This is a genomic window from Micromonospora sp. PTRAS2 (genome assembly GCF_054052245.1).
The window spans coordinates 997,479-1,022,439 of sequence record NZ_JBSWBU010000001.1 but is presented as its reverse complement, the minus strand read 5'-3'; the positions used below and the strand labels follow the sequence as shown (position 1 = coordinate 1,022,439).

26 protein-coding genes and 1 pseudogene are annotated in these 24,961 nt (G+C 73.3%); 22 read left to right on the top strand and 5 right to left on the bottom strand.

All coding sequences use genetic code 11. The features are described from left to right. Positions 1-3: 3 nt before the first annotated feature. Both ACVMYR_RS04870 and ACVMYR_RS04865 read left to right on the top strand, forming a co-directional pair. Positions 4-354: a DUF485 domain-containing protein gene (locus tag ACVMYR_RS04870; RefSeq protein WP_043963597.1), complete on the top strand. Its 351-nt coding sequence runs from the start codon at positions 4-6 to the stop codon at positions 352-354. Position 355: 1 nt separating this feature from the next. Next, positions 356-2,014, top strand: a complete 1,659-nt coding sequence (locus tag ACVMYR_RS04865) for a sodium/solute symporter (RefSeq protein WP_077935272.1) — start codon at positions 356-358, stop codon at positions 2,012-2,014. 41 nt (positions 2,015-2,055) lie between these two features. Here the strand turns inward: ACVMYR_RS04865 and ACVMYR_RS04860 are convergent, their stop codons facing one another. Next, positions 2,056-2,463 (bottom strand): RidA family protein, encoded by a 408-nt coding sequence (locus tag ACVMYR_RS04860; protein ID WP_457121165.1) that lies wholly within the window; start codon positions 2,461-2,463, stop codon positions 2,056-2,058. Positions 2,464-2,596: 133 nt separating this feature from the next. On the opposite strand from ACVMYR_RS04860, the gene ACVMYR_RS04855 reads away from it, so the two are divergent. Beyond that, entirely contained in the window at positions 2,597-3,361 is a 765-nt protein-coding gene (locus ACVMYR_RS04855) for an ABC transporter ATP-binding protein (RefSeq protein WP_077935274.1), read from the top strand. A gap of 26 nt (positions 3,362-3,387) precedes the next feature. After that, a complete protein-coding gene (locus ACVMYR_RS04850) occupies positions 3,388-5,148 on the top strand; it encodes an ABC transporter permease (RefSeq protein ID WP_457121299.1) in 1,761 nt (586 codons plus the stop codon). Positions 5,149-5,174: 26 nt separating this feature from the next. Here the strand turns inward: ACVMYR_RS04850 and ACVMYR_RS04845 are convergent, their stop codons facing one another. Continuing rightward, the gene (locus ACVMYR_RS04845) at positions 5,175-5,429 is read right to left on the bottom strand and encodes a hypothetical protein (RefSeq protein ID WP_043960895.1); all 255 of its coding nucleotides are present in this window, start codon (positions 5,427-5,429) and stop codon (positions 5,175-5,177) included. A gap of 70 nt (positions 5,430-5,499) precedes the next feature. Here ACVMYR_RS04845 and ACVMYR_RS04840 point away from each other — a divergent pair, with 70 nt between their 5' ends. The 13 genes and pseudogenes from ACVMYR_RS04840 to ACVMYR_RS04780 all read left to right on the top strand — a co-directional run bounded on the left by ACVMYR_RS04840 (position 5,500) and on the right by ACVMYR_RS04780 (position 18,491). Next, a complete protein-coding gene (locus tag ACVMYR_RS04840) occupies positions 5,500-5,994 on the top strand; it encodes an SRPBCC family protein (RefSeq protein WP_457121164.1) in 495 nt (164 codons plus the stop codon). Positions 5,995-6,356: 362 nt separating this feature from the next. Further along, positions 6,357-6,890: pseudogene (locus tag ACVMYR_RS04835) on the top strand (flavin reductase family protein); the annotation flags it as partial. A gap of 161 nt (positions 6,891-7,051) precedes the next feature. Next, positions 7,052-7,450, top strand: a complete 399-nt coding sequence (locus tag ACVMYR_RS04830; protein WP_077935277.1) for a DUF485 domain-containing protein — start codon at positions 7,052-7,054, stop codon at positions 7,448-7,450. Further along, complete coding sequence (locus tag ACVMYR_RS04825) at positions 7,428-9,101, top strand: solute symporter family protein (RefSeq protein WP_077935278.1); 1,674 nt, start codon at positions 7,428-7,430, stop codon at positions 9,099-9,101. Before ACVMYR_RS04830 ends, ACVMYR_RS04825 begins: the two co-directional genes overlap by 23 nt. Before the next feature lie 142 nt (positions 9,102-9,243). Then, positions 9,244-10,221, top strand: a complete 978-nt coding sequence (locus tag ACVMYR_RS04820) for an NAD-dependent epimerase/dehydratase family protein (RefSeq protein WP_077935279.1) — start codon at positions 9,244-9,246, stop codon at positions 10,219-10,221. A 77-nt stretch (positions 10,222-10,298) separates the two neighbouring features. Beyond that, the gene (locus ACVMYR_RS04815) at positions 10,299-11,528 is read left to right on the top strand and encodes an LCP family protein (RefSeq protein WP_077935280.1); all 1,230 of its coding nucleotides are present in this window, start codon (positions 10,299-10,301) and stop codon (positions 11,526-11,528) included. A 244-nt stretch (positions 11,529-11,772) separates the two neighbouring features. After that, entirely contained in the window at positions 11,773-12,999 is a 1,227-nt protein-coding gene (locus ACVMYR_RS04810) for an LCP family protein (protein ID WP_396792958.1), read from the top strand. 250 nt (positions 13,000-13,249) lie between these two features. After that, on the top strand, positions 13,250-14,128 hold the full coding sequence (locus ACVMYR_RS04805; RefSeq protein ID WP_439709562.1) for an LCP family glycopolymer transferase: 879 nt from the start codon (positions 13,250-13,252) through the stop codon (positions 14,126-14,128). 78 nt (positions 14,129-14,206) lie between these two features. Next, the gene (locus tag ACVMYR_RS04800) at positions 14,207-14,542 is read left to right on the top strand and encodes a rhodanese-like domain-containing protein (RefSeq protein WP_043963601.1); all 336 of its coding nucleotides are present in this window, start codon (positions 14,207-14,209) and stop codon (positions 14,540-14,542) included. An 18-nt stretch (positions 14,543-14,560) separates the two neighbouring features. Continuing rightward, complete coding sequence (locus ACVMYR_RS04795; protein ID WP_043960906.1) at positions 14,561-15,352, top strand: glycerophosphodiester phosphodiesterase; 792 nt, start codon at positions 14,561-14,563, stop codon at positions 15,350-15,352. 172 nt (positions 15,353-15,524) lie between these two features. Continuing rightward, entirely contained in the window at positions 15,525-16,979 is a 1,455-nt protein-coding gene (locus ACVMYR_RS04790) for an ATP-binding protein (protein WP_457121163.1), read from the top strand. Between the two features lie 112 nt (positions 16,980-17,091). Continuing rightward, positions 17,092-17,508 carry an ATP-binding protein gene (locus ACVMYR_RS04785; RefSeq protein WP_091275830.1) on the top strand — a complete coding sequence of 139 codons (417 nt, stop codon included), beginning with the start codon at positions 17,092-17,094 and terminating at the stop codon, positions 17,506-17,508. Positions 17,509-17,600: 92 nt separating this feature from the next. Continuing rightward, positions 17,601-18,491, top strand: a complete 891-nt coding sequence (locus ACVMYR_RS04780; protein ID WP_043960908.1) for a DUF5926 family protein — start codon at positions 17,601-17,603, stop codon at positions 18,489-18,491. 57 nt (positions 18,492-18,548) lie between these two features. Here ACVMYR_RS04780 and ACVMYR_RS04775 read toward each other — a convergent pair whose 3' ends face one another. Further along, positions 18,549-19,745 (bottom strand): arginine deiminase, encoded by a 1,197-nt coding sequence (locus ACVMYR_RS04775; protein WP_077935285.1) that lies wholly within the window; start codon positions 19,743-19,745, stop codon positions 18,549-18,551. Positions 19,746-19,909: 164 nt separating this feature from the next. Here ACVMYR_RS04775 and ACVMYR_RS04770 point away from each other — a divergent pair, with 164 nt between their 5' ends. From ACVMYR_RS04770 to pheA, 5 genes are all read left to right on the top strand, one after another. After that, positions 19,910-20,650 (top strand): hypothetical protein, encoded by a 741-nt coding sequence (locus ACVMYR_RS04770; protein ID WP_043960910.1) that lies wholly within the window; start codon positions 19,910-19,912, stop codon positions 20,648-20,650. A gap of 177 nt (positions 20,651-20,827) precedes the next feature. After that, on the top strand, positions 20,828-21,286 hold the full coding sequence (locus ACVMYR_RS04765) for a hypothetical protein (RefSeq protein WP_077935286.1): 459 nt from the start codon (positions 20,828-20,830) through the stop codon (positions 21,284-21,286). Positions 21,287-21,420: 134 nt separating this feature from the next. Then, positions 21,421-21,804, top strand: coding sequence for an ACT domain-containing protein (locus tag ACVMYR_RS04760; protein ID WP_077935287.1), 384 nt, complete (start codon positions 21,421-21,423; stop codon positions 21,802-21,804). A gap of 279 nt (positions 21,805-22,083) precedes the next feature. Beyond that, entirely contained in the window at positions 22,084-22,563 is a 480-nt protein-coding gene (locus tag ACVMYR_RS04755) for a hypothetical protein (protein ID WP_457121298.1), read from the top strand. 9 nt (positions 22,564-22,572) lie between these two features. Then, complete coding sequence (gene pheA, locus ACVMYR_RS04750) at positions 22,573-23,529, top strand: prephenate dehydratase (RefSeq protein ID WP_043960913.1); 957 nt, start codon at positions 22,573-22,575, stop codon at positions 23,527-23,529. Between the two features lie 100 nt (positions 23,530-23,629). Here the strand turns inward: pheA and ACVMYR_RS04745 are convergent, their stop codons facing one another. Further along, complete coding sequence (locus tag ACVMYR_RS04745; RefSeq protein ID WP_077935293.1) at positions 23,630-24,352, bottom strand: AIM24 family protein; 723 nt, start codon at positions 24,350-24,352, stop codon at positions 23,630-23,632. 170 nt (positions 24,353-24,522) lie between these two features. Then, entirely contained in the window at positions 24,523-24,864 is a 342-nt protein-coding gene (locus ACVMYR_RS04740) for a metallopeptidase family protein (protein WP_043963608.1), read from the bottom strand. Between the last annotated feature and the right edge of the window lie 97 nt (positions 24,865-24,961).

Here is a 24,961-nt window from a genome sequence, read left to right as displayed (position 1 = left end):
CGGATCGTGCTGGCCGAGGTGTCCCGCCGGGAGCCCGACGCCGACCGGGCGCGCGCCGAGCTGGCCCAGCAGACCCGGGTCGGCGAGGCGCTCGTCCGGGGCCTGGTGCGGGCCCAGCTCGCCCTGGCGCTGCGGCTGAGCCTGGTGGTGCTGATCGGCCTGGGCGGCCTGCCCTGGCTGTTCGCCATCGCGCCCTCGGTCGGCCGGGTCACCGTGTTCGGCATCAACCTGCCCTGGCTGCTGCTGGGGCTGGTCTCCTTCCCGTTCCTCATCGCCGTCGGCTGGGCGTACGTGTGGCTCGCCGAGCGCAACGAGCAGGACTTCACCGACCTGGTCCAGCGGCCGGAGCGCTGAGATGGGCAACGGGTACGTCGTCCCCGCGATCGTCGCGGTCACCCTGGTCACGGTCGGGATCGGCTTCTACGGGCTGCGGCTGGCCCGGACCACCTCCGACTTCCTCGTCGCCTCCCGCTCGGTCAGCCCGACCTGGAACGCCGCCGCGATCGGCGGGGAGTACCTGTCGGCGGCGAGCTTCCTGGGCGTGGCTGGGCTGATCCTCAAGTACGGCGTGGACGTGCTCTGGTACCCCGTCGGCTTCGCCGCCGGCTACCTGGCCCTGCTGCTGTTCGTGGCCGCGCCGCTGCGCCGCTCCGGGGCGTTCACCCTGCCGGACTTCTGCGAGGTGCGGCTCGGGTCGCGGCGGCTGCGGACCCTCGCCACCGCCTTCGTGATCTTCATCGGCTGGCTGTACCTCGTGCCGCAGCTGCAGGGGGCGGGGCTGACCCTGGCCACGCTGACCGGGGCGGCGTACCCGGTCGGTGCGCTCGTGGTGGCGGTGGTGGTCACCGCGAACGTGGCGCTGGGCGGGATGCGGGCCATCACCTTCGTCCAGGCGTTCCAGTACTGGCTGAAGCTGACCGCGCTCGCCGTACCCGCGATCTTCCTGGTGTTGCAGTGGCAGGCCGACGCCCGCCCGGCGGTGACCCCGCCCGACGGGCCGGCGTTCCGGACCGCGACCACCGTCGTGGTCGAGCACCGCGCGACCCTCACCCTCCCCGACGGCGACATCCGCGAGGTACGCCCCGGCGACCGGCTCGACTTCGCCGCCGGCGACCCGGTGCCGCAGGTCTCCGGCACGGCCACCGACGCCGCGGACTGGCTGCTGCCCAGCGCCGCCGGGGACGACGACCGGGGGCTGTTCGCCACGTACTCGCTGATCCTGGCCACGTTCCTGGGCACCATGGGGCTGCCGCACGTGCTCGTGCGGTTCTACACCAACCCCGACGGGGCGGCGGCCCGGCGCACCACGCTGGTGGTGCTGGCCCTGGTCGGCGTGTTCTACCTGCTGCCCACCCTCTACGGGGTGCTGGGCCGCATCTACACCCCGCAGTTGCTGGTGACCGGGCAGACCGACGCGGTGGTGGTGCTGCTGCCCGGCGCGGCGCTCGGCGACGGCCTGACCGGCCGGCTGCTCGCCGCGCTCGTCGCCGCCGGGGCGTTCGCCGCGTTCCTGTCGACGTCGTCCGGGCTGCTCACCAGCGTCGCCGGGGTGATCTCCACGGACGTGCTGGGGCGGGGCTCGGTGCGCGGCTTCCGGCTGGCCACGGTCATCGCGGGCGGGGTGCCGGCGGCACTCGCGCTGAACGTGTCGGGGATGGACGTCTCCCAGGTGGTCGGGCTGGCCTTCGCCGTCGCCGCGTCCAGCTTCTGCCCGCTGCTGGTGCTCGGCATCTGGTGGCGGGGGCTGACCGACGTGGGGGCCGCCGCCGGGGTGCTGGCCGGCGGCGGGGCGGCGATCGGGGCGGTGCTGGTCACGGTGCTCGGCCCGCCGCTGTCCGGCTGGCCGGCCACGCTGACCGCGCAGCCGGCGGCGTGGACGGTGCCGCTCGCGTTCACGGTGATGATCGCGGTGTCGGTGGCGTCCCGGCGGCGGTTGCCGGCCGACGTGGCCGGCACCATGCTGCGCCTGCACTCCCCCGAGGCGCTCCGCTCCGAAGGAAGGGCCCCTTCTTAACGCATCCGGTAGAGAGGGGTTCCCCTCTCACACTCCGGCGCTCAGGTGGCGCTGACGACTGCGGTGACCTCGATCTCGATCAGCGCGTCGTCGCGGAACAGCTTCGACACCTCGACGGTCGTGCTGGTCGGAAGATCACCGGTGAAGTACTTCCCGCGCACCGCCGCGTACTCGGCGCGGTGGGCCATGTCGGTGAGGTAGGTCCGGATGTTGATCACGTCGGCGAAGGTCGCGCCGTGCGCGGCGAGCAGTTGACCGATGATGTCCAGGGTCCGCTCGGCCTGCGCCGTCATGTCGCCCGGCCCGACGATGTCGCGGTTGTCGTCGTCGAGGGCGACCTGACCGGAGAGCACGAGAAGCGTGGCACCGCCGAGGCGCACCTCGGCGACCTGGGAGTAGGGCCCTGCCGGGGCGGGCGCTCCGCTCGGGTTCACCAGTCTCGTCCGCACTGTCTGCCACCTCGCACCGGGATCCGAAGAACGACCTTCGTCAACCTACCCGAGCCGCCTCCTGCCCGGGGAGGAGGCGCAGGTCGTCCCTGGGCGGGAGCGGTCGCTGGCCAGCGCCGGATACGGTCGGAACATGACTGATGAGCACCCCGCGCTCGCGCTGCGTGGCCTCGCCAAGCGGTTCGACGGCAAGGTGGCGGTGGCGGGCGTCGACCTCGACGTGCCGGCCGGTTCGTTCTACGGGCTGCTCGGCCCGAACGGGGCCGGCAAGACCACCACCCTGTCCATGGCGGTCGGACTGCTGCGCCCCGACGCGGGGGGCGCCTGGGTGCTCGGGCACGACGTGTGGACCGACCCGGTCCGGGCGAAGCAGCTCCTCGGCGTGATGCCCGACGGCGTACGGCTGTTCGACCGGCTCAGCGGGGCGGAGCTGCTGGCGTACCACGGTCTGTTGCGCGGCATGGACCCGGCGGTGGTCGACCAGCGCGCGGCGGAGCTGCTCGACGTGCTCGCCCTCGGCGACGCCGGCCGGACGCTGGTCGTGGACTACTCGGCGGGCATGAAGAAGAAGATCGGCCTGGCCTGCGCGCTGCTGCACGGGCCCCGGCTGCTGGTGCTCGACGAGCCCTTCGAGGCGGTCGACCCGGTGTCGGCGGCCCTGATCCGGGACATCCTGCACCGGTACGTCGTCGGCGGCGGGACGGTCATCTTCTCCAGCCACGTCATGGAGGTCGTCGAGCGGCTCTGCTCGCACGTCGCGATCCTCGCCGAGGGGACGATCAAGCGGGTCGGCACGCTCGACGAGGTGCGCGGCGACCGCTCGCTGGAGGACGTGTTCGTCGAGGTGGTCGGCGGGCGCACAGCGACGGGCGAGGAGCTGGCGTGGCTGTCCCGGTGACCGGCGCGGACCAGCGGGGCGCGACCATGGCGGTGACCGGGCCGGGCGGCCAACCGGCCGAGCGGGTCCGCCCCGTCTCGGCCCGGCACTTCGTCCGGCTGAAGCTGCGGGTGATGGGCAACAACTTCCGGGGCCAGGGCTGGCGCATCGCCATGTTCGTGGGCGGGATGATCGCCGGGCTCTGGTTCGCCGCCACCGGCTTCTTCCTGCTGGCCGCCCCAGGGCTGGCCGACGAGCCGACGTACGCGCTGATGGCCGCCGCGTTCGGCGGCGGCCTGCTGGTGCTCGGCTGGCTGCTGCTGCCGCTGGTCTTCTTCGGGGTGGACGAGACGCTCGACCCGGCCCGGTTCGCCCTGCTGCCGCTGTCCCGGCGCACCCTGGTCACCGGGCTGTTCGCCGCCGCGCTGGTCAGCGTGCCGGCGGCGGCGGCGCTGATCGCGACCGGCGGGCTGGTGCTCACCTCGGGCCTGCTCGGCGGCGCGGCGGCGGCGCTCGTCGCGGCCGTCGGGGTGGTCGCCGGGCTGCTGCTCTGCGTCGCGGCCAGCCGGGCGATGACTAGCGCGTTCGCGACCATGTTGCGCTCCCGTCGGGTACGCGACCTGGCGGCCGTGCTGCTGGCGGTGCTCGCCGCGCTGCTCGGCCCGCTGCAGATCGTGGTGGTGGCCGCCGTACAGCAGGCCGACTGGGACCGGCTGACCGGGGTGGCCCGGGTCGTCGGCTGGACCCCGTTCGGCGCGCCGTGGACGGTCGGCATCGACGTGGCCGAGGGGCGGGCCTGGGCCGTGCCGGTGAAGCTGCTGATCACCGCGCTGACGATCGGCGCGCTGCTGTGGTGGTGGTCCCGGTCGCTGGAGTCGGCCATGGTCGGGGCGGCCAGCGGCGGCCGGATCAGGGTGCGCGGCGGCGGGGCCAAGGTGCGCGGCGGCGCGGCGAAGACCGGCGGCGGCGCGGCGGCGGGCGGTGCGGCGGGGGCCGTTCCCGGCGCGGTCGGGCAGCTCTTTCCGAAGGCCGTCGGCTGGGCACGGCGGGACCGCTTCGGCGCGCTGGTGGCCCGGGAGTGCCGCTACTGGTGGCGGGACGCCCGGCGGCGGGCCAACCTGATCACGATCGCCGTGGTCGGCATCTTCGTGCCGGTGATGGTCAACTTCGGCGGGGCGAGCTTCTCCACCGGGGAGGGCATGGAGTTCGCCGCCCCCGACTCGTCCCCGGTGCTGGTCAGCATCTCGATGGTCTTCGTCGGCCTGCTCGCCTCGGTGACCCTGGCCAACCAGTTCGGCTTCGACGGCAGCGCGTACGCGGCGAACGTGGTCGCCGGGGTCCCCGGCCGGCTGGAGCTGCGGGCCCGGATGGCCGCCTTCTCGGTGTACGTCCTGCCGATGCTCGCCGTCGTCACCGTGATCCTGGGGATGCTGCTGGGTCGGCCGGCGTGGCTGGGCGTGATGGCGGGCAGCCTCCTCGCCACGTACGGTGCGGGGCTGGCGATCAGCGCCTTCGTCTCGGTGCTGGGGGCGTACTCGCTGCCGGAGACGAGCAACCCGTTCGCGATGAACAGCGGGGCCGGGGTCGCGAAGAGCTTCCTCACCCTGCTGTCGATGTTGGGCACGGCGGTGGCGAGCGTGCCGATGGTGGTCGCCGCGGCGTTGCTCGGCGACGCCTGGCTCTGGCTGGCCACGCCCTTGGGGCTGGCGTACGGGCTGGGCGCGGCGCTGCTCGGCGCGTACCTGGCCGGTGACGTGCTGGACCGGCGGGCCCCCGAGCTGCTGACGGCCGTGACCCCGCGCCGCTGAGCGTTGCCCAGCGGCGGGGCCGCGGTTCAGCGGCGGCGCAGGAACGCGTAGAACAGGCCGCTGTTGCTGGAGGAGCTGACGTTGACCAGTTCCCACCCGTAGTGGGCGAGGTATTCGACGGCCTCCAGGAGCTGGGTGACGCCGCTGCTGCTGAGTCGCGGGCGGGCGGCGATGGCGAGGTGCCGGTGGGGATAGCCCCGGAAGTCCACCTCGTTGCGGAGCACGGCGTCGGCGGCCACGACGCGGGTCTGGGCGAGCTGCTGCGGCGTCACGGGACTCATGCCCGGCACGATAGGAGCCCCCCGCACACGCGCCCGAGCTTGCCTGGCTGACGGGCGGCACAATGGGACGATGCCTGTCGTCGAGTCGGTGATCACCGTGCCGGTGCCGCCCGAGCTGGCCTTCGCGGTGTCGCAGACCGTCGCGCCGGCCCGGTACCGCTGGGACCCGTTCGTCCGCGAGCAGCACTTCACCGACGGGGCGACGCGCCCGGGCAAGGGCGTGCGCACCTTCACCCGTTCCCGGCACGGCCTGACGATGGTCAGCGAGTACGTCTCCTTCGCGCCGCCGAGCCACGTCGGGATGAAGATGGTCCGGGGCCCGTGGTTCTTCGAGATGTTCGCGGGCGGGTGGCGGTTCGCCCCCGGCCCGGAGCCCGGCACGTCGGTCGCCACCTGGCGGTACCACTTCCGCTGCCGGCCGGCGTTCCTGCACCCCGTCGCGCACCGGGTCGGGAGTTGGCTGCTCGGCCGGGACATCCGCCGCCGGATCGCCGGGTACGCCGCCGGCTGCACCGACCCGGAGGTGCTGGCCGCCGCCCGCCGCGCCCTGCGCTCGGACGAGTGACCGCGCGGCCCCGCGCCGCGCCGCCGGGCCACCGTGTCTCGCTGCCGGGTCACCGTGTCTCGCTGCTCTCCGTGGTCGCTCTCTCCTGACCCTCCACGCCCGCACCTCCCCTTTGCTCTGCACCCAGCCGCGCAGCACCCTCCTGAGCTGCGAGGGTGCGGGGCCGACGGAGCCGAGGCATACGGCCATCGGTTGCGCTCGGTGAGCGCTGCGTATCCGGGTGCAGAGCAAAGGGGGCGAGGGGGTTGCGGTGCCGGAGAGGACGGAAGGGCTGCGACCGTCGCGGTGCGGCGGCGGCCGGGCCTGGGCGCGGGCCACGGCGGAAGGGTCCGACCGGCGGCCGGCGGGGGCCGGGTGGGGTCACAATGTTTCACGTGAATCCAGAGCCGGGTGCCGAGATCCACCACGTCGACCCGTTCGCCGTACCAGCGGGACAGCGCTCCCCGGCCCGGCGGCTGCGGGGCCGGCTCGCCGCGCCGGTCACGCTGTGGACCGCGCCGGGTCCCGCCGGCCTGACCGTGTCCTCCACGCTGGTCGCCGAGGGGGAGCCGGACCGGCTACTGGGCCTGGTCGACGCGGAGTCGGACCTGTGGGCGGCGGTCGAGGCGGCGGGGCGGTTCGCCGTCGCGCCGCTGGGTCCGCCGCACCGGCAGCTCGCCGACCGGTTCGCCGGCCTGTTCCCGTCGCCGGGCGGCCTCTTCGCCACCGGCGTCTGGACCGAGACCGAGTACGGCCCGGTGCCCACCGACGCCGCAGGCTGGGCCGGGTGCCGGCTCGACACCGCCCGCGAGTACGGCTGGGCGCTGCTCGTCGAGGCCACCATCGAGTGCATCGACCTGACGCGGGAGAGCGACCCGCTGCTGCACTACCGGGGTCGTTACCACGAGCTGACCTGACCAGCCACTACCGGTCACCGGAGTGACCTGGGTCACTCGGCGCAGGCAGGCGACCGCTCGGCGCAGGTGGAGACCCTCGTCGATCCACGTCTTCCCGGGCGGGGCGCGCGGTTCCTACCGTGCGCGAAACCCCCTACGCCTGTGAAGGTGGTGATCCACAGATGTCCACGGACACACCCCCGCCGGACGCACCGGCCGAGCCGGAGACGGCGGGCCCGGCCGCGTCCACGGCGGACCGGTACCTCGCCGTACAGCGTTCGGACGAGTTCGCCGGGTTGCGTCGCGCTCTGCGCGGCTTCATCTTCCCGATGACCGTCGCGTTCTTCCTCTGGTACGCGCTCTACGTGATCCTCTCCGCGTACGCGCGGGACTTCATGGGCACGAGGCTGTTCGGCAGCAACATCAACGTCGCCCTGATCTTCGGCCTGCTCCAGTTCGTCTCGACGTTCCTGATCGCCTGGCTCTACTCCCGGTTCGCCGACCGGAAGATCGACCCGGTCGCCGACCGCATCCGCGCCGAGATGGGGGAGGTGACCCATGAACACGGTCCTCGCGGCTGAGGCGGGCAGCGGCACCGCCCGCAACCTCACCATCACGCTGTTCCTGGTGTTCGTGGCGGTGACCCTGGCCATCACCATCTGGGCCAGCCGGCAGACCAAGACCGCCACCGACTTCTACGCGGGCGGCCGGTCCTTCTCCGGCTTCCAGAACGGTATGGCGATCGGCGGCGACTACATGTCGGCCGCGTCGTTCCTCGGCATCGCCGGCATCATCGCCCTCTACGGCTACGACGGCTTCCTCTACTCGATCGGCTTCCTGGTCGCCTGGCTGGTGGCGCTGCTGCTCGTCGCCGAACTGCTGCGCAACTCGGGCCGGTACACGATGGCGGACGTGCTGGCGTTCCGGATGCGCCAGCGGCCGGTCCGCACGGCGGCGGCGGTCTCCACCATCACCGTGTCGATCTTCTACCTGCTGGCCCAGATGGTCGGCGCGGGCGCGCTGGTGGCGCTGCTGCTGGGCATCAAGCCGGGCACCACGTTCCTCGGCATGGACGCCGACACCGCGAAGGTCGCCACGATCATCATGGTCGGCGCCCTGATGATCATCTACGTCACCGTGGGCGGCATGAAGGGCACCACGTACGTCCAGATCGTCAAGGCGTTCCTGCTGATGACCGGCGCGCTGGTGATGACCCTGCTGGTGCTGGCGAAGTACAAGTTCAACCTGTCGTCGCTGCTCGGCGACGCCGCCGCCTCCTCGGGCAAGGGCAGCGCCTTCCTCGAACCCGGCCTGCGCTACGGCGTCGAGGTGGCCGGGAACGCGACGCAGACGTTCTACAACAAGGTCGACCTGCTCTCGCTCGGCATCGCGCTGGTGCTCGGCACGGCGGGCCTGCCGCACATCCTGATCCGCTTCTACACCGTGCCGACCGCCAAGGCGGCCCGCAAGAGCGTGCTCTGGGCGATCGGCATCATCGGCGCGTTCTACCTGCTCACCCTGGCCCTCGGCTTCGGCGCGGCGGCCCTGGTCGGCGGCCCGGCGATCACCGCCCAGGACAAGGCCGGCAACACGGCCGCGCCACAGCTCGCCGAGAAGCTGGGCATCACCTTCCTCGGCGGCGACCTCGGCGGCGCGACCCTGCTGGCGATCATCGCGGCGGTGGCCTTCGCCACCATCCTGGCGGTGGTCGCCGGGCTCACCCTGGCCTCGTCGTCCAGCCTGGCGCACGACTTCTACGCCAACGTCCTCAAGAACGGGCAGGCATCGGAACGCCAGGAGGTCCGGGTGGCCCGGGTCTCGGCGCTGGTCATCGGCGCGGTCTCGATCGCCCTGTCGATCTACGCGCAGAGCCTGAACGTGGCCTTCCTGGTGGCGCTCGCGTTCGCGGTGGCCGCCTCCGGAAACCTGCCGGCGATCCTCTACAGCCTGTTCTGGAAGCGGTTCAACACCTCCGGCGCGGTCTGGGCGATCTACGGCGGACTGCTCGCCGCCGTGCTGCTGGTGTTCTTCTCGCCGGTGGTCTCCGGGGCGCCGACGTCGATGTTCCCGGACCACGACTGGCACTGGTTCCCGCTGTCCAACCCGGGCATCCTCTCCATCCCGTTCGGGTTCCTGTGCGGGTGGATCGGCACGATGATCTCCAAGGAGAGCGACGAGGAGAAGTACGCCGAGCTGGAGGTGCGTTCCCTCACCGGCGCCGGCGCGCACTGAGGCCGGTACGCACCGGCCCGGGTGCGTACCGAGCCTGCTCGGCTCCGCACCGGCCGAGCTGGTTAAAAGGGGCCCCCTGTACAACGTTTCGCGTTAACAGGGGGCCCTTCCTTCCATCTCGTGCCTGTATAGGCTGGTCGGCATGAAGGTTGCCCCGCGCTTCGGTCCCGGTCACCGCGTCCTCGTCACCGGCGGCGCCGGCTTCGTGCCGTCGCACCTGGTCGACACACTCGTCGCCCGCGGCTGCACGGTGGTGGCGCTGGACAATTTCGTCACCGGTTCCAAGGACAACGTGGCCCACCTGCACGACAAGCCGAACTTCACGCTGGTCGAGGCGGACATCTCCGACGGGCTGCCGACCCACCACCCGGCGCTGGCCGAGCGGTTCGACGCGATCATGCACATGGCCTCCCCGGCCAGCCCCACCGACTTCGCCACCCTGCCGGTGGAGATCCTCCGGGTCGGGTCGGTGGCGACCCTGCACCTGCTGGACCGCGCGGTCGCCGACGGCGCCCGGTTCCTGATGGCCTCCACCTCCGAGGCGTACGGGGACCCGAAGGAGCACCCGCAGCGCGAGACGTACTGGGGCAACGTCAACCCGATCGGCGTGCGCAGCGTCTACGACGAGGCGAAGCGGTTCTCGGAGGCGGCCACGATGGCCTACCACCGGTACCGGGGGCTGGACGCCGCGATCGTGCGGATCTTCAACACGTACGGCCCGCGGATGCGGCCGGACGACGGCCGGGCGATCCCGACGTTCATCTCGCAGGCGCTGCGCGGCGAGCCGATCACCGTGCACGGCACCGGCAACCAGACCCGGTCGATCTGCTACGTCGAGGACCTGGTGCGCGGCATCCTGCTGCTGCTCGACTCGACGGAGACCGGCCCGGTCAACTGCGGCACCGAGCACGAGCTGACCATGCGGCAACTGGCCGAGTTGATCGTGTCACTCTCCGGCAGCACGTCCGAGGTGACGTACGTCACCCGGGCGGCCGACGACCCGGAGATGCGCCGCCCCGACCTGACCCTTGCCCGTGAACTGCTCGGATACGAGCCGGCGGTGGCGCCCGAAGACGGCCTCCGACGCACGATCGAGCACTTCCGCGAGCGGCTAGGGTAGCCGGTCGGCGCGACGCGGCCCGCCGGCCGACCTGCGATTGAGGGCGACACTCGACGGGGCTACGTACCCTCGGGTACATGTCAGCGACCGCTTCCGCCGGCGTTCCGATCCCACACCTGCGTCGCAGCGCGGGGCGTGCCCCGGTGCCCGGCCCCGGCCAGGAAGGCTCGGGGCGCGCCCGCGTGCCCGGGGCCCAGTGGTATCCCACCCACGACGACCGGCCCCGGGGCGGCGGCTTCGGCGGGTCGGACGGCCCCGGGGGACCGGGTGGGCCGGGCGCTCCCCGGCGGGCCGGTGGGCGCGGGCCGCGCCCGAGGTGGGGCCGGATCGGCCTGGTGGCCGGCGTGGCGGTGCTCGTCCTCGCGCTGCTCGGCGGGGCCGGGGCGTGGTTCTACACCCGCAACCTCAACCAGGACCTGGCCCGCACCGACCCGTTCTCGGAGCTGACCGGCGGCCGACCGCCGAAGGCGGTGGACGGTGCGCTCAACATCCTGCTGGTCGGCAGCGACTCGCGGGACCCGGACGCCCCGGTGGACCAGCAGAGCCAGTGGCGGGCCGACACGATCATCGTCATGCACATCCCGGCCGACCACAAGTCCGCCTACCTGGTCTCCATCCCCCGCGACCTGTACGTGCCGATCCCCGAGAACGCCCAGGCGGACTGCGCCTCGGGGCAGCGGGCGAAGATCAACGCCGCGTTCGCGTTCGGCGGCCTGCCGCTGGCCGTGAAGACGGTGGAGTGCTTCACCGACGTCCGCATCGACAACGTGATGGCGATCGACTTCGCCGGGTTCAAGCAGGTCACCGACGCGCTCGGCGGGGTGGACCTGAAGGTGGAGCGGTCGATCACCTCGATCCACAAGCCGTTCCGCAAGTTCACCAAGGGCACCATGCACATGAACGGCGCGGAGGCGCTGGACTGGATCCGGCAGCGCAAGCAGTTCCCCGACGGCGACTTCGCGCGGATGCGCCACCAGCAGGAGTTCCTCAAGGCCCTGATGGACAAGGCGGCCAGCACGGGCACGCTGACCAACCCGAAGAAGCTCAACGCGTTCCTCCAGTCGGTGACGGACGCGGTGACCGTGGACCAGGGCTTCTCGCTGGTCGACATGGCGCTGCAGTTCCGCAGCCTGCGCGGGGAGAACCTGATCTTCGTCACCAGCCCGAACTCGGGCAGCGACACGATCAACGGCGAGTCGGTGGTGGTCTCGGACCGGGAGAAGGCGCTGGCCATGTACCAGGCGATGACGGCCGACAAGATGGCCGAGTGGGTGAAGGCCAACCCGCCGGAGGGCAGCTCGGGGTGACGAGTTTCCGGTAACGGAGACGGATTCGGCTGGTCGTTACTTCGACACACGTCAGCGCCGGTCGGCGGTCGGACCCCATTCCACCGGGGGCCCTACCGCCGACCGGCTGCTTTCGATTGACCGAACGGGTGAATTCCGCAGGCAACTGCCAGGATAACTGCGAATAGCCGGCGGACGAACTCGCCTTGACGGGAAGCGGTACGTACAGTGGTCCCGCCCCCCGATCACGCGAGCTGGAGCACGCATGCCGGTTCATACCAGCCGTCGCCCTCCGTCGCAGGAGCCCGTCGGCGCGGTCGCACGGGTTCCGTCGGCCATCCCGTCGCAACCCCGCAGCGGCGGCCGACCCCCCGCCGACGTCCCCGCCCGTAAGCGCAAGAAGCGCCGCAAGGACCCGCTGTGGGCCCGCCTCACCGTCGTCTTCGGCGCGATCCTCATGATGACCAGCGGGATCGCCATCGTCGGCAGCAAGGCGTTCATCAGCCAGGCCACCGGCAACATCGCGCAGCGCAACCTGCTCGGCGACGCCGGCAAGTCCGACGCCGAGGGCGGGGCGAGCCTGGACGGCCCGATCGACATGCTGCTGCTGGGCGTGGACGCCCGCGAGCGCTGGGCCGCCGACGACGTCCGGGCCGACACCATCATCGTGCTGCACATCCCCGCCTCGCACGACCAGGCGTATCTGATCTCCATTCCGCGCGACACCGAGGCGCAGATCCCGGCGTTCAAGAAGAGCGGCTACGGCGGCGGCACCGACAAGATCAACGCAGCCTTCCAGGCAGGCGCCCGCAACGGCGGCGGTTGGGAGGGCGGCGCGCAGCTGATGGCCCAGACGATCAAGAAGATGACGGGGATCAGCTTCGACGGCGCGGCCATCATCAACTTCGGCGGATTCAAAGGCGTCATCGACGCCCTCGGCACCGTGCGGATCTGCGTGAGCCACGAGGTCAAGTCGCACCACATGTCGTACGTCGACGGCAAGCCGATGTGGAACGCCGACGCGAGGAAGACCGGCAAGCCGATGACCCCGGTGGTGCACAAGAAGGGCTGCCGGGACATGAAGGGCTGGGCGGCCCTCGACTACGCCCGGCAGCGCTACGGCCTGCCGAACAGCGACTACGACCGCCAGCAGAACCAGCAGCAGCTGATCAAGGCGATGGCGAAGAAGGCGACCGAGAACGGCACGCTGACCAACCCGGTGAAGCTCAACGGGCTGATCAAGGCGGCCGGCAAGGCGTTCGTCCTGGACACCGGCGGCGTGCCGATCATCGACTTCATCTACACGATGCGCGGGGTCACCGGCAACGACCTGACCACGCTGCGGACCAACGGCGGCACGTTCCACGCGAACGCCAGCGGGACGAAGGAGTCGCTGAGCCCGCAGACCATGGAGATGTTCCAGGCGATCAAGAACGACAAGCTCGCCGAGTTCGTCTACGCCAATCCGGGCGTGCTGTCGACCCGCAAGTAGCACCCTGATCAGGGGAAACCCTCCGACGGACCCGACGCCCCCCGTAGCCTGACGTGAGAACTATTCACGTGCGGCGACGGGGGGCGTCACGGCCAGGTCGGGGGAATCCGGACGGGGACGGCGGGGACCGGCCCGTCGACGCGTACCCCGCTGGAGCCGGGTCCTGCTCGGGGTCGGCCTCGCCCTGGCGCTGCTGGCCGCCGGCACCGTGGTCGGGCTCCGGGCCCTCGGCCAGCGGTACGAGCGCACGGTGACCCAGGAGGACCTGCTCGACGCGGACGCCCGGCGCGACCGGACGGACCTCGACGGGGCGCTCAACTACCTTCTCGTCGGCTCGGACCGGCGGCCCGGCGCGGCCGGCGACGACCAACGCTCCGACACCATCCTGGTCGTGCACGTGCCGGCCGACACGAAGAGCGCCTATCTGGTCTCGTTCCCCCGCGACCTGTTGGTCAGCATCCCGCCCGGGGGAAACGGCTACGGGGGCGGCAGCGACAAGCTCAACGCGGCGTACGAGCACGGTGGCGGCGGCGAGGCCGGCGTCCAGCTCCTCTCGGCCACCCTCACCCGGCTCACCGGGCTGCGCTTCGACGGGGCCGCCCTGATCGACTTCGCCGGGCTGCGGCAGGTGATCGACCTCCTCGGCGGGGTGCGCATGTGCGTCGACACCGAGGTCCGCTCGATCCACACCCAGACCCTGTTCAGCCCCGGCTGCCAGCAGATGGACGGCGCGCGGGCGCTGGACTACGTCCGGCAGCGCTACGACCTGCCCGGCGGCGACTACGACCGGCAGCGCCACCAGCAGCAGCTCCTGCGGGCGATGCTGGACCGGGCCGGCGAGACGAACCTGCGTCGCGACCCGGTGCGGCTCGACCGGCTCATCCGGGCGGTCGGCGCGTCGCTGACCGTCGACACCAACGGCGTGCCCCTGGAGGACCTGCTGCTCACCCTCCGGGACCTCCCCCCGAACGCGCTGACGGGCGTCCAGATCCCCTCCCACCCGCAGACCATCGACGGCATCTCGTACGTCGTGCTCGACGGCGGGGGCAGCGCCCTCTTCGAGGCGGTCCGGGGCGCCCGGATGCCCGGCTGGGTCCAGGCCAACCCGCGCTGGGTGACCCGCCTCTGACCTGCTGATTCGTCCCGACCCGCCCGGATTCGCACGCCCCCGACCGGACGGCCGGGCGAGGCTCTAGGCTTGGTGACCGTGTTCGGACCCCAGGTTCCCACCGTGCCCGTGACCGAGATCGCCGACGACACCTACCTGCTCGACGTCCGCGAGGACGACGAGTGGGCCGCCGGGCACGCTCCCGGCGCCCACCACCTGCCGATGATGGAGCTGCCCGCCCGGATGGCCGAGGTGCCCACCGACCGCGACGTGGCGGTCATCTGCCGCTCCGGCGGGCGCTCGGCGCAGGTGGTGGCCTACCTGCGGAACAACGGCTGGGACCAGGTGCGCAACGCCGACGGCGGAATGCGCCAGTGGGCGGCCGTCGGCCGACCCGTGGTGGCCGGGGACGGCGGGCCGGGCCAGGTCATCTGAGAGCGACGGGCGACGGGCATGGGTGACCCCCTGGTCTTCGCGCACCGCGGCTCCTCGGCGGACCTGCCGGAGCACACGCTCGCCGCGTACCTGCGGGCCCTCGACGAGGGCGTCGACGGGCTGGAGTGCGACGTCCGGCTGACCCGCGACGGGCACCTGGTCTGCGTCCACGACCGGCGGCTGGACCGCACCAGCAACGGCACCGGCCTGGTCAGCGTCCGCACGCTGGCGGAGCTGGAGGCGCTGGACTTCGGCTCCTGGCACCCGGGCTGCGTGCCGCCCGACGGCGACGAGTTGCCCGACGAGTCGCACACCCGGCTGCTCACCCTCGAACGGCTACTCGACGCGGTGCTGGCCGCCGGCCGCCCGGTGCGGCTGCTGATCGAGACGAAGCACCCCTCGCGGTACGGCGGGCACGTGGAGCGCCGGCTGGTGGCCCTGCTGCGCCGCTACGGCCTGGCCGAGCCGGACCCGGACGCCCTGGTCCAGGTCACCGTGATGTCCTTCTCGCCGCTGGCCGTGCGCCGCGTCCGCGACCTCGCCCCCGGGCTGCCCACGGTGCTCCTGCTGGAGGTGCTGCCGCGCTGGCTGCGGCTCGGCCGGCTGCCGTTCGGCACCCGCATCGCCGGGCCGGGGGTCGAGCTGGTCCGGGCCCGGCCGCGCCTGGTTCCCGCGCTGCGGGCCGCCGGCCACCAGGTGTACGTCTGGACCGTCAACGAGCCCGCCGAACTGGACCTGGTGCTCGACGTCGGGGTGGACGGGATCATCACCGACCGGCCGGCGCACGCGCTGGCCCGGCTGGGCCGGTGAACGGGTCGGGCGGCACCGGCCGCCGAGGTCGGCTCCGCACCGGACGGGGCCGGTGAACCGGCGGGGCGGCGTCGTCCGCTGGCTGGTCAGGCCGGGTTCGCCGGGCGGCGCGGATGCCGGGGCCGCCCGCGCGGGGGTGTCGGGGAGCGGGCCGGCGCGGCACACTCGGGACATGCCGGACCGTACCGACCTCGCCGCCCTGATAACCGGCCATGGCAGGGTTATCGAGATGATCAACTCTGGTGAAGCCGGTCTGCCCGTCCTCGCCCGGCTGCTCCAGGTGGTCCAGCCGGCGATCGGGGCGGCCAGCACCGCCTTCGTGGAGTTCGCGCCCACCGGCGGCCGGGTGATCGCCGCGACCGGGGGCGCCGAGTGGGCCGTCGGCCGGCCCGTGTCGCCCACCGACCCGGCCACCGTCTGCCTGCTCTCCGGCCCGCGGGTCCGCGACATCCGGGTGGACCGCATCCCCGGCCCGATCGGCGCCGAGCTGGTCGACCGGGGGCTGCGCCGGATGGTGGCCGCCCGCGCCGAGATCGGCGGGCTGACCGTCGGCAGCCTGCACGCGTTCTACCCGGACGACGACGACTCGACGGCCGCCGGGCAGCACGAGGTGGTGGCGTACATCGCCTCCTGCATCGCCCACATGTACAGCGACCAGAGCGGGCTGCCGGTGCACGGCGACGGCCCGGTGGTCGCGGCGCTGGCCGACGGGCTCGCCGTGGTCGACCGGGACGGGCGCGTCCGGCTCTGGAACCCGGCCGCCGCCCAGGTGACCGGCCGGTCGGTCGCGGAGTCGCTCAACCGCGCCCTGCCGTTCCCCCTCCCCCCGTCCGGGCAGGTCCTCGACCACCGGCTGCCCGACGGCCGCTGGATCAAGATCACCTCGGGGGAGCTGCCCGGCCCCGGGGCGCTGCGCGTGGTCACCTTCCGGGACATCACCGACCAGCAGCTCCGCGACCAGGACCGGGACCTCTTCGTCGCGGTGACCAGCCACGAGCTGCGCACGCCGGTCACCGTCATCAAGGGGTACGCCGACACCCTCACCGAGCACTGGGACTCCCTCACCGAGGCCGACCGGCGGCAGGCCGCCCGGGTCATCGGGCAGCGGGCCAACGAACTGGCCCGGCTGGTCGACCGGCTGCTCACCTCGGCCACCGAGGGCCGGCCCGGCGAGCCGTCCGTCCCGTTCGACCTGGGCGAGGCGCTCCGGGCCGCCGTCGCCGACCTGCCCACCGATCTGCGCCGCCGGGTCGTCCTGCACGTGCCCGAGGGCCTGCCGAAGGCGCTCGGCAGCCGGCAGTCGCTGACGACGGTGCTGACCGAGCTGGGGACCAACGCCGACAAGTACTCGGCGCCCGGCACCCCGATCGAGATCACCGCCGGAGGCAACGAGCGGACCGTGTCGTTGCGGGTCAGCGACCGGGGCATCGGCATCCGGCCGGAGCACGTCGAGCGGGCGTTCGACCGGTTCTGGCAGGGCGAGTCCGGCGACCGCCGGGGATATCCGGGCGCGGGGCTCGGCCTCTATCTCGTCCGCCGGATCGTTGAACAACAGAACGGCTGGGTGTCCCTCCGGCCGAGGGAAGGTGGCGGTACGGTCGCAGAGGTCCGGCTGCCACGCGGGTGAGCCCGGCCGGCGGGGCCGGGGCCGCGGCGGCGAGGCAGGTCTCCGCGGCCGGGGTGTGGTGGGGCGAGAGGAAGCGACGGTGGCGGGAGAGCCGGTCGAGAGGTCGTGGTGCGTGGTGGTGCCGCACCACCCGACCGGTGCGCGCCTGGCCCGGCACCGGCTCGCCGACGAGCTGGCCGACGTCGTGCCGTCGATGCTCCTGGCCGACCTGGTGGCGGTCCTGGCCGAGCTGGTCGGCAACGCCGTCCGGCATGCCGAGGCGCTCCCCGGCGGGGTGGTCCGGGTGGCCTGGCGGCTGCGCCGCACCCCCGACGGGCAGTTCGTCCAGCTCCGGGTCACCGACGGCGGGGCCGCCGCCGGGCCCCTGGTGCGGGCCGCCAGCCCCGATGCGGTCGACGGCCGGGGCCTGCACATCGTCGCGGGCCTGGCCAGCCGGTGGGGCGTCGACCGGGACGGCCTCGGGCAGTGCGTGTGGGCCGAGTTCGACCCCGCCGCCACGCCCCGCACCGATCTCGTCGCCGCCGGCTGAGCCACGCGGGCCACCGGCTGAGCCACGCGGGCCGGGCGGGCGGGGCGGGTCCTCCCCACCCCGGCGGGCCGTGGGCTCTAGGCTGTCTCGCCGTGAGCAAGCGTAGAAGGATCCAGCGGGCCGCCGACGTCAGCGCCACCGGGAAGCGGGAGAAGGTGCGGGACGTCTTCGTGCCCCGACCGTTCGAGGGGCTGGCCGACGAGCCGGAGTGGATCGCCCTGCGTGAGCTGGTCCCCGCCGCGTCCGCGCCGCTGCGGCTCGTCCCCGAGCTGGTCGAGGAGCACGGCGACCGCCCGGTCACCCTGGCCACCGTGCTGCCGATGGCCGCCCCGGCGATGACCAAGGCGGACGGTCGGGTCTTCGTCGGGCTCCAGCGCCACCAACAGTCCGGCGACGTCTCCCGGGACCTGGCCGAGGCGCTGCTCTGCGCGCTGCGCACCGAGCCGGGCCGGACGGTCACCGTGCCGCCGCTGCCCGGCCCCGGCCCCCGCCTCCAGGACATCCTGGTCGACGGGCCGCTGGAGATCAGCATGCACGAGGGCTTCGAGTTCTGGCTCGACCCGGGGGCGGCCGACGACCCGACCGTCCAGGCGTCGCTGGAGCGGGCCAACGCGGCCATCTACCCGACCGTACGGCTGGCGGCGGCGCGGGCGGCGTACTGGTGTCAGGTGCCGGAGAAGGCGCACGTGCGCTGGGTGCTCCCCGACGACGAGGACGCCGCGCTGGACGCCCTGGCGCGGCTGAGCGCCGCCGGCACGCTGCCCCTCGCCGGGGGCACGAAGTTCGCCGGCATGTTCCGCGCCCACGGCCGCCTCGTGCCGGTCTGGGACCTGCCCGAGGACGTCCCGGCGGCCGACTGGGAGGAGCCGGTGCGGGAGTTCGCCGAGCGCTACGCCGAGGCCCTCGCCGAGAAGGAGCCGCTGGACGCGGCGGGCCGCCGCGCCCGGCACGGCCTGCTCGGCCGGCAGCTCACCCTGCGCTGAGCGAAGTGTTAGGAAGGGCCCCCTGTACAACGTTTTGCGTTAACAGGGGGCCCTTCCTTACTCCCGGACCAGGGGGCAGGACATGCATCGCGGGCCGCCCCGGCCGGAGCCCAGCTCGGAGCCGGCGATCGGGATCACCTCGATGCCGGCCCGCTCCAGTTGCGCGTTGGTGCCGGTGTTGCGCTCGTAGCCGACGCAGAGCCGGGGGGCGATGGCGAGGGTGTTGTTGCCGTCGTCCCACTGCTCCCGCTCGGCGGTGACCGGGTCGAGGCCGGTGTCGATCACCCGGAGCTGGTCGAGGTCCATCGCGTCGGCGGCGGCCCGCAGGAACGGCGCGGGGCCGTCCACCTGCGGCTCGCCGTCGGGGCCGGCGACCACCGTGTACGCGACGAGGCTGCTCGCCACGTTCGCGTACATCAGCACGGCGTCGACGTCGACCATCGTGCAGATGGTGTCCAGGTGCATGGTGGCGCGTTCCTGGGCGATCGGCACCACCAGGATGGTGTGCGCCAGCCCGGCGGCGAAGACCTGCCGGGCGAGCCGCTCCGCGCCGGCCGGGGTGGTGCGCTCGCCGACCCCGACCGCGAGCACGCCTGGGGCCAGCAGCAGCACGTCGCCGCCCTCCAGGTGCTCCAGCCCCGGGTGGTAGACGAACTCGGTGCCGACGAAGCGCGGGTGGTGCCGGTAGATCGCGTCGGTGATGCTCGTCTCTCTCCGCCGGGCGGGCATGGCCAGGCTGGTGACGCCGACGCGGTCGCCGATCCACAGTGACGAGTCGCGGGTGAACAGCAGGTTGGGCAGGGGATCGATGACGAAGTCGTGCCGGTCCATCAGGGAGTAGACGAGCCCGCCGGGCCGTTCCCGGCTGATCCGCAGCTCCTCGTGGGCGAGCCCGGCGATGAGCACGTCGGCGAGGGCGGCGGGGTCGAGGTAGGCGAGGTGGTCGGCCACCCGGCGGCGCAGGGTGTCGCCGAGCCGGGGCGAGCTGAGCACCTGCTCGGTCAGCTCGGTGCGGGCCTCGGCGACGGCGAGGGTCTCGGCGAGGAGGGTGGCGAGGTAGAGCACCTCCACCCCGCGGGCGCGCAGCTCGGCGGCGAACGCGTCGTGCTCCTCCTGTGCCCGTCCGACCCATGGGATAGCGTCGAACAGCAACGAGTCGTTGTTCCGGGGGGTGAGTCGGGCCAGTTCGGGGCCCGGCCGGTGCAGCAGCACGGTGCCGAGGCGGCCGACTTCACTGTCCACGTAGTGGGTCACCCGGCCAAGGGTAGGGCAGGGTTTGGCGGCATCCGGTAAAACGTCTGTGGATGAATATGGCATTCATCCGCACTCACTCCGGCGCTCCGACTTGCCGGGTACCCGGTATGTCAACGTAGGGTAGTGAGGACATAACTTCGAGGGACCTTTTGCCGGAGGTCGCGATGACTGTCTTTCCCGCACGTCGAGCCGCACCCACCGCACGGGCACTGCCGCCCGTCTCGGTGCCACACCCCAGGGCGGATGCCCCCGGGGTGCTCGACCCGACCCGTCCGAGCCCCCTGGAGTGGGCCCGGCGGCGGCGCGCCGAGCGGGGGGCCCGCCGGTTGGAAGCGGCCGGGGCCCGCGCCCTGGGCCGGCTCGACCATCTGGGGCCGGGGTGGCACGTCGTCGAGTGGCCCCGCACGGACACCACGGATCTCCTCCTCGACCCCGCCCAGGACGACCGGGCCGGGTTCCTCGCCATCGGGCCGGGCGGCCTGTTCGCGGTGACCATCGCCGACCATGGTCGCGCCCGGGTGCTCGTAGCCGGTGACGTGGTGCAGATCAACGGCAAGCGCCCGCCGTACGTGGCCGAGGCCCGCCGGGACGCCAAGCGGGCGAGCAAGGTGCTCTCCCAGGCGGTGGGACTGCCCATTCCCGTGACGCCGGTGCTGACCTTCGTCGGTTCCGGCGTCATCAGCGTGTACGGCCTGCCGAAGGACTGCCTCATGGCCACCCACCGCGAGCTGGACCGCCTGCTCGTGGCCGGGGGCAACCGGATCACCCCGGCCACGGCCGAGAAACTCGCCCGCGTGGCGCAGCACCCGGGGACCTGGATGAACGGCACGTACCGTCCAGCGGGCGACTACCGGTGGTACGACGGCGGCCGAACGGCGGCTGACAAGCCGGCCAACCGCCGGTAACGTCTCCCGCGACGCCACGCGGTCCGGCCCGCACCCGGAGCAACCACCGGCCGCGCCGGCGCCGGACGCCCGGGTGAGGGCAACCGATCCCCGGCGTCCCGGCGGCCCCAGCGCGGTCGGCGGGACCCACGACGACCGGTTAGCGTGGACAGACCGTCGGTGTACATAGGAGGCGCGGTGGCCCACGTCGAACTCTCGCTCTCGGAAGTGTTCGCGCCCACCGCCCGGACACCGCTGGAGCAGGAGTCCGACAACTTCGGGCAGTGGTCCGTCACCGTGACCCGGGCCGACGAGCCCTGCCTCCTGATCGACGCCGACACCCGGGTCGTCGCGGTGTCGGCGTCCGGTTGCGAGCTGCTCTGCCTGGGCTGTCCCGACGACGTGATCGGCCTGCCGCTGCTCGACGGCTGCCTGCGGCTGCTCGACTTCACCGCCCACCGGGGCGAGCTGACCGAGCAGGAGACCGACAAGATCCCGCCGCTGCTCGCCCTGCACTCCGGGCGTCTCGCCCGAGGGCTGCTGCGGGTGCAGGCCGCGGCGGCGGGCCGGACGGACCCGACGGTCGACGCCATCTCGACGCCGGTGCTCACCGACGGACGGGTCGCCGGGTCGCTGACCTTCTTCTCCGAGGTCTGACCCGGCTCCGCTGCGGCCCGATCCGGCTGCCCTGTGGAGCGATGGCCGCACTGCGGGCCTGACCTGGGCGAATGTGGCATCCGCCGCACCCCCGGGAGCTGTGGCGGACACCCGCCAGGCCGTAGGGTGCCCTCATGGTCGATGTCGCTCTGCTGCCGGGGGAATACGCGGTGTGCCGGCTGGTCGCCGGTGCCGTCCTCGGGCCCGCCCTCTGGGGCGAACTGGGCGACGCCGAGGTGGTCAGCGTGAGCTGGGCCGCCGACGGGGTCTCCGTGATCTGCCCGGTCCCCCGCGCGCCGGCCGAGGTGGAGACCGACTGGCGGTGCCTGCGGATCGTCGGCCCGCTCGGCCAGGCGGTCACCGGCACCCTGGCCGCGCTCATCGGCCCGTTGACCGAGGCGCGGGTCGATCCGGTGGCGTTCTCCACGTACGACACCGACCACGTGCTGGTCCCGGCCGTGCGGCTGGGCGAGGCGACCGCCGCGCTGCGCCGCGCCGGCCACCGCGTCCTCGACTGACGCCCCCCGGGCGGTCGCCCGCGCGAGACCCCGCCCGGTGGGCCTTCACGGCCGCGCCGATGACTCCTACGATGAGCTCGGCCACCCGGCCACAACGACGTTCTCCGATGCAAGGATCGGCTCGTGCCGCCATCCGCACCGCACCGACCGGTGTCCCGCGCGCCCGGCGCCCCCGGTCCGTCCCGCGCGCCCGGTCACGCCGGTTACTCCCGGGTGCCCGGCTGCTCCGGTTCGCTCCGGGTGCCCGGCGCGGTCGTGTTGCTCGCCGTCCTCGCCGGCATGCTCGCCGGCTGCGGCACGCCGCCGGAGCTGCGCCAGCCCGCCACCCTGCCCAGCGTCGGCACGCCCGGCCCCACCCCGTCGGCCTCCGCCCCGCCCACCGGCCTGGCGACGCCGCCCACCCCACCGGCGGCGGGGCCGCCGACCACCCCGGCCGCCGACCTGGTCGCCGGCCCCTGCCCCGACGGCCCGTCGGTGGACCGGGTCGTCGCGCTGCTGCGCGGCCCGGCCGGGGTGCTGTCCCGCTCGGTCGCGGTACGGGCGGGCGAGGGCCCGCTCTGCGCCGGGGACTGGCAGTACACGGTGCTGCGGGTGACGGGGCACGAGGAGCTGCAGGTGGTCACCCGGGGCTGGCCGGGCGACCTGGAGCTGGTCACCGCCGGCACCGACGTCTGCACCATCGAGGTACGGGTGGCCGGGCCGCCCGGCATCCGGGCACTCGCCTGCGACGCCGTCCCCGGTGCCGTGCCGGGTGCGTAGGCTGGCGGCATGCCGGGAACACCGCCCACCCGTTTCGTCTACCTCGGCCCCGAGGGCACCTTCGCCGAGCAGGCGCTGCGCACCGTGCCGGCCGCCGAGCGCGGCACCCGCACGCCCGCCCGCAGCGTCGGCGAGGCCCTGGAGAGCGTCCGCGCCTCCGAGGCCGACGCGGCCCTGGTGCCGCTGGAGAACTCGATCGGCGGCGCGGTCGGCGTGACCCTGGACGAGCTGGCCGAGGGGGAACCGCTGGTGATCACCCGGGAGGTGATCCTGCCGGTCGAGTTCGTGCTCGGCGCCCGCCCGGGGACGTCGCCGGAGGAGATCCGCTCGGTGGCCGCCCATCCTCAGGCGTCCACGCAGTGCCGGGGCTGGCTGCGCGCCCACCTGCCGGACGCGGTCGTGGTCGACGTGCTCTCCAACGGGGCCGCCGCGGCGGGCGCGGCGACGGGCGAGTACGACGCGGCGATCTGCGCCCCGATCGGGGCCGCCCGGCACCGGCTGGCGGTGCTCGCCGACAAGATCGCCGACCATCCCGACGCGGTGACCCGGTTCGCGCTGCTGTCCCGCCCGGGCCCGCCCCCGCCCCCCACCGGGGACGACCTCACGTCGCTGGCCGTCTACATCGCCCACGACCGGGTGGGCGCGCTGCTGTCGGTGCTGATGGAGCTGGCCGTGCGCGGGGTGAACCTGACCCGCATCGAGTCCCGCCCGACGGGCGAGGCGCTGGGCCGGTACGTCTTCTTCCTCGACTGCACCGGCCACGTCGCCGAGCCGCGGCTCGGGGAGGCGTTGCAGGGGTTGCGCCGGGTCTGTGCCCAGGTGCGGTTCCTCGGGTCGTACCCAAGGCACCGGTGGGCGCAGCCGGCGGGCGACCGGCCCATCCCCGCGCCGGCCGGCCTGTCGGACGCCGACTACGCCGACGCGGCGGCCTGGCTGGCCCGGTTGCGCGCCGGCGAGCTGAGCTGACCCCGGCCTCGCCGGCCCGGCTCGCGGCGGCGAGCTGAGACCGGGGCGCCCCGTGTCGGGCGCCCCGCCCGGGTCAGCTCGTCGCCGGCGCGGCGACGGGTCAGCTCAGCAGGCCGCCGAGCAGGCCGCCCTGCTGCTCCTGGGCGCCGCTGCCCGCGATCGGCGGCTCCTCGGAGGGCTGCACCACCACGAAGCCCTGCCCGGCGAAGCTCATCGTGAACGCCTCGCCGGTGCTGCGGCCCAGCAGCGTGCCCAGGCCGAGCTGCTCGGCCCGGTGGTAGCCGGTCTGGAGGTTGGCCGACCAGCAGACGGCGGCCTGCGGGTCGACGTAGGTCGGGGCGTCGACGTTGAGCACCACCGGGGTGCCCTTCGTGGTGATCGCGATCCGGCCGTGGCCGGTGAAGACGCAGTTGAACAGGCCGGACGAGGAGGCCATCCCGGCGCCGCCGACCATGCGGATGTCGTACTGCAGGGTCGAGTCGAAGGCCAGCACGCTGGATCCGTTGATCGACAGGGCGTCGCCGGGCTCCAGGTCGATGATGTGCACGTCCTTGGCCAGCTCGGCGAGGAAGACGTCGCCCCGGCCGGTGAGCTTCATCAGCGGGACGCCCTCGCCGGTGAGCTTCTGCTTGAGGAACTTGCCCAGGCCGCCGGAGCCGAGCGCCTGGAACTGCACCTGACCCTGGTAGGCGACCATCGACCCGACCCGGGCCATCGCCTCACCGTTCAGCTCGATCTTCAACATCTTGGAGTTCTGCAGCCGCATGCCGGGCTGGGTGGACTCCTTCTCCAGGTTCTCGGCGGAGAACAGCGCGCTGCGCATGGAAGTGCCTCCTGACTCGGGGTTTCTGCCCGGAGGGTAGGTGACCAGCGCAACCGGTGACATCGGCCGAGCGGGGCCGGCCCGCCGTCGCGGGGCGCGGACCGGACGGACGGGGACGGGGACGGGGACGCCGACGCGGACCGGACGGAGGGGACTCCGACGCCGACCCGTCAGCCCCAGCCGAGGTCGTGCAGCCGTTCGTCGTCGATGCCGAAGTGGTGGGCGATCTCGTGCACCACGGTCACCGCCACTTCGTCGACGACGTCCTCCTCGCTGTCGCAGATGCGCAGGATGGGGTGCCGGTAGATGAAGATGCGGTCCGGCAGGACGCCCGCGTAGTCCCAGCCCCGCTCGGTGAGGGCGTGCCCCTCGTAGAGGCCGAGCAGGTCCTCGTCGCCGGGGGGCGGGTGGTCCTCGACGAGGATCACCACGTTGCTCATCAGCCGCAGCAGTTCCTCGGGGACCTCGTCGAGGGCGTCCCCGACCAGTTCCTCGAAGCGCTCCCGGCTCATCTGGACCGCCACGCCCCCATTGTCCCCGAGCCGGCCCCGCGAACGGGGCCCAAGATCCCTCTCGTACGGAAAAGTCCCCGTCCGTGCGGACGGGGAC

Coding starts and splice junctions, on each gene's coding strand:
- ACVMYR_RS04755 (WP_457121298.1), top strand. CDS start 22,084: ATGCTCGCCGGCTGCGGCACGCCGCCGGAGCTGCGCCAGCCCGCCACC.
- ACVMYR_RS04790 (WP_457121163.1), top strand. CDS start 15,525: ATGCCGGACCGTACCGACCTCGCCGCCCTGATAACCGGCCATGGCAGG.
- ACVMYR_RS04760 (WP_077935287.1), top strand. CDS start 21,421: ATGGTCGATGTCGCTCTGCTGCCGGGGGAATACGCGGTGTGCCGGCTG.
- ACVMYR_RS04845 (WP_043960895.1), bottom strand. CDS start 5,429: ATGAGTCCCGTGACGCCGCAGCAGCTCGCCCAGACCCGCGTCGTGGCC.
- ACVMYR_RS04830 (WP_077935277.1), top strand. CDS start 7,052: ATGTCCACGGACACACCCCCGCCGGACGCACCGGCCGAGCCGGAGACG.
- ACVMYR_RS04855 (WP_077935274.1), top strand. CDS start 2,597: ATGACTGATGAGCACCCCGCGCTCGCGCTGCGTGGCCTCGCCAAGCGG.
- ACVMYR_RS04740 (WP_043963608.1), bottom strand. CDS start 24,864: ATGAGCCGGGAGCGCTTCGAGGAACTGGTCGGGGACGCCCTCGACGAG.
- ACVMYR_RS04865 (WP_077935272.1), top strand. CDS start 356: ATGGGCAACGGGTACGTCGTCCCCGCGATCGTCGCGGTCACCCTGGTC.
- ACVMYR_RS04825 (WP_077935278.1), top strand. CDS start 7,428: ATGAACACGGTCCTCGCGGCTGAGGCGGGCAGCGGCACCGCCCGCAAC.
- ACVMYR_RS04770 (WP_043960910.1), top strand. CDS start 19,910: ATGACTGTCTTTCCCGCACGTCGAGCCGCACCCACCGCACGGGCACTG.
- ACVMYR_RS04810 (WP_396792958.1), top strand. CDS start 11,773: ATGCCGGTTCATACCAGCCGTCGCCCTCCGTCGCAGGAGCCCGTCGGC.
- ACVMYR_RS04820 (WP_077935279.1), top strand. CDS start 9,244: ATGAAGGTTGCCCCGCGCTTCGGTCCCGGTCACCGCGTCCTCGTCACC.
- ACVMYR_RS04795 (WP_043960906.1), top strand. CDS start 14,561: ATGGGTGACCCCCTGGTCTTCGCGCACCGCGGCTCCTCGGCGGACCTG.
- ACVMYR_RS04745 (WP_077935293.1), bottom strand. CDS start 24,352: ATGCGCAGCGCGCTGTTCTCCGCCGAGAACCTGGAGAAGGAGTCCACC.
- ACVMYR_RS04840 (WP_457121164.1), top strand. CDS start 5,500: ATGCCTGTCGTCGAGTCGGTGATCACCGTGCCGGTGCCGCCCGAGCTG.
- ACVMYR_RS04815 (WP_077935280.1), top strand. CDS start 10,299: ATGTCAGCGACCGCTTCCGCCGGCGTTCCGATCCCACACCTGCGTCGC.
- ACVMYR_RS04850 (WP_457121299.1), top strand. CDS start 3,388: ATGGCGGTGACCGGGCCGGGCGGCCAACCGGCCGAGCGGGTCCGCCCC.
- pheA (WP_043960913.1), top strand. CDS start 22,573: ATGCCGGGAACACCGCCCACCCGTTTCGTCTACCTCGGCCCCGAGGGC.